Source organism: Actinomadura sp. (genome assembly GCF_044508335.1).
In the GTDB taxonomy this organism is placed as follows: Bacteria; Actinomycetota; Actinomycetes; order Streptosporangiales; family Streptosporangiaceae; genus Spirillospora.
The window spans coordinates 12,081-15,310 of record NZ_JBIQHY010000116.1; the positions used below are offsets into that span (position 1 = coordinate 12,081).

At 74.5% G+C, this 3,230-nt stretch carries 2 protein-coding genes; both read right to left on the reverse strand.

The features are described from left to right. Positions 1-38 precede the first annotated feature (38 nt). Entirely contained in the window at positions 39-1,895 is a 1,857-nt protein-coding gene (locus ACIWVC_RS28355; protein ID WP_396452338.1) for a glycoside hydrolase family 3 protein, read from the reverse strand. Positions 1,896-2,049: 154 nt separating this feature from the next. Continuing rightward, the coding region (locus ACIWVC_RS28360; RefSeq protein WP_396452336.1) for an AI-2E family transporter at positions 2,050-3,230 on the reverse strand (1,181 nt) is incomplete at its 5' end.

Consider the following 3,230-nt stretch of genomic DNA (forward strand, 5'->3'; position numbering starts at 1 on the left):
CCGCGCATGGCCCGCGGGGCGGGGTATGTGGGGCGGGGTCAGTCGCGGTAGCTCAGGCCGTGGCCGAACGGGTAGAGGACGGCGCCGGGGTCGTCGCGGGCGGGGATGGCGACGGGCAGCCGTCCGCGCGGGTCCAGTTCGCCGAACAGGACCTTGGCGGCCGACCGCAGCGCCTCGGCGGTGTAGGAGTAGGTGGCCAGGTAGGTGGCGGCCTCGGGGAACCAGGCGATGTCGTAGGGGTCGCGGACGGCGATGACGACGACGGGTGTGCCGGTGGCGATGAGCGCCTTGACGAGGTTCATCTGACCGGGCCCGTTGTGGCCGGGTTCGTCCTTGATGTCCCAGGCGCGGTTGGTGACGGCGACGACGAGGTCCTGGTCGCGTGCGGCGGCGACGGCCGCGTCGATGCCGTCCTGGCCGGGGTTGATGCCGGTCTGCCGGATCGTGGTGGTGGCGCCGCGCCGGGCGATCTCGGTGCCGATGGCCGCGGTGGTGGACACGCCCCATCCGGTGACCAGGACGTCGCGGGCGCCGGGCCGCAGCGGCAGGACGCCGGCGTCGTTGCGGACCAGGGTGGTGGTGCGGTCGGCGGCGCGCTGCGCGGCGGCCAGGTGCGCGGGCGTCCCGACGGTCCGTCCGACGCGGGACTCGTCGGCGTAGGGGTCGCGGAACAGGCCGCGCCGGTGCTTGAGCTCCAGGATCCGGTACACCGATTCGTCGATGCGCCGCTCGGTCAGCTCGCCGGTGTGGACGGCGTTGACGACGGCGGCGAGCTGGCGGGGGAACACGCCGTTGCCGTCGTCGTCGACGGGCGGTTTGAGCAGGACGTCGGCGCCGGCCTTGAGGGCGAGGACGGGGATGTTCTCGTCGCCGTACTTGTCGCGGACGCCCTGCATGTCGAGGGCGTCGGTGACGACGACGCCGCGGTAGTGCAGCTGGTCGCGCAGGATGCCGGTGAGGATGGGCCGCGACAGGGTGGCGGGGTCGCCGGAGGGGTCCAGGGACGGCACGACGATGTGCGCGGTCATGACGGCCTCGGCGCCGTGGGCGATCGCGGCGCGGAACGGCGGCAGGTCGAGGCGTTCCCATTCGGCGCGGGTGTGGTCGATGTGGGGGACGCCGGTGTGGCTGTCGGTGGTGGTGTCGCCGTGCCCGGGGAAGTGCTTGACGGTGGCGGTCACTCCGCCGGAGGTGTAGCCGCCGACCTGCGCGGTGACCATGGACGCGACCAGGCCGGGGTCGGAGCCGAAGGAGCGGACGCCGATGACGGGGTTGGCGGGGTTGACGTTGACGTCGGCGTCGGGCGCGTAGTCCTGGTTGATGCCGATGGCGCGCAGTTCGCGTCCGGTGATGCGGGCCAGGGCGCGGGCGTCGCCGGTGCGGCGCCCGGCGGCCAGCGCCATGGCGCCGGGAGACTGGGTGGCGGGCGGCTGGATGCGGGCGACGATGCCGCCCTCCTGGTCGGTGGCGATGGTGGCGGGGATGCGGTGCGGCTGGGCCATGGCGGCGCGCTGGATGCCGTTGGAGAACGCGGCGACCTGCCGCGGGTCCTGGACGTTCTCGCCGTAGTAGATGAATCCGCCGGGGTGGTAGCGGGCGATGACCTGGGCGGCGTTGTCGACCCCGTACAGCTTCCGGTTGGCGGCGACGTCGGCGGGGTCGGAGGTGTCGGCGCCGGTGCCGTGGATCTGCAGGACGAACAGCTGGGCGGCCTTCTCCTCCAGCGTCATCGACCGCAGGATCCGCAGCAGCGCGGGGTTCTTGCCGTGCCCGTGCCCGGGGGCGCCGCCGCGCGCGGGGGCGGCGTGCGCGGCGGGCGCGGCCAGTGCGGCGGCGGAGAGGGCCCCGGCGGTGAGGCCGGCGAGCCACCGGCGGCGCGTGCGGGGACGGTACATGTCGGCTCCCTCCGGCCCCGGGACTACCCGGGTGATCATGCTTTTGGGCACGGTAACCCGGCCGCGGCCGCCGTCCACGGCAATCCTCGACATGCCCGCCGGCCGCGCGCGGCCGGGCGTACGCGGCCAGCGGCTGCTCGCAGGTCAGGGCGGGTCAGTTGCGGCGCAGCCAGCGCCACCAGTGGGCGCCGGGCGGGTCGGGCGCGGTGAGGGGGTGGTCCTCCACGTCGTAGCGGCGGACGTAGGCGGTGGCGAACGCCTGCAGGCTGGCGCCGAACGGGACGGCGAGCAGCACGCCGAGGGGCCCGGCGACGGCGGCGCCGGCGAGGATGAGCCCGAACGCGACGGCGGGGTGCATGTCCAGGGTGCGGGCGGTGATGCGGGGCTGCAGCAGGTAGTTCTCCAGCTGCTGGTAGGCGAGGATGAACAGCAGTATCCACAGCGCGGTCGCCGGGGACACCGCCAGCGCGATCAGCACCGGGACGGCGCCCGCCAGGTAGGTGCCGATGGCGGGGATGAACTGCGACACCACCCCGACCCACAGCGCGAGCGTCGCGGCGTAGGGGACGCCGAGGGCCGCCATCGCGGCGAAGTGGGCGATGCCGGAGATGAGGGCGAGCAGGCCGCGCGAGTAGATGTAGCCGCCGGTCTTGTCGACGGCGATCTCCCAGGCGCGCAGGACCTCGTGCTGGCGGCGCGGCGGGAGCAGCGAGCAGACGGTGCGGCGGAACTGGGGCCCTTCGGCCGACAGGTAGAAGGTGAACAGCAGCACCCCGAGGGCCTTGAAGACGACGCCGAACGCGGTGGCGCCGATGCCCCACACGTTCTGGGCCAGGTCGGCCAGGTGCCGCGACAGCGCGCCGGTGACGGTGGGGAGCCGCTCGAACAGGGTGTCCTGCGACAGGTTCGTCCCGAACGTTTCGTTGACCCAGCCGATGAGCTCGCGGACGTAGCCGGGGAACCCGTCGATGAGGTTGGCGGCCTGGCCGGCCAGCAGCGACCCGATGCCGCCGAGGAACCCGGCGAGCAGCAGCCCGACGGCCGCGAACATCAGCGCGGTGGCGGGGCCGCGCCGCCACCGGTGCCGGGCCAGCCAGTTCACCGCGGGTTCGATCGCGAACGCCAGGAACAGCGAGGTGACCAGGAGCAGCAGCAGTTCCCGCAGCCGCTGCAGCAGCCACAGCCCGGCCAGGAACGCCAGCACGACCGCGCCGGCCAGCGCGAACGCCTTGGGCAGCCAGGGCGGCATCCGGTGCGGCCCGCCGGGCCGCGCGGCCGGGTCGGCCGGTGCGGTGAAGGCGCCGGGCGGGACGCCGCCGGGCGCGCGGGCGGACG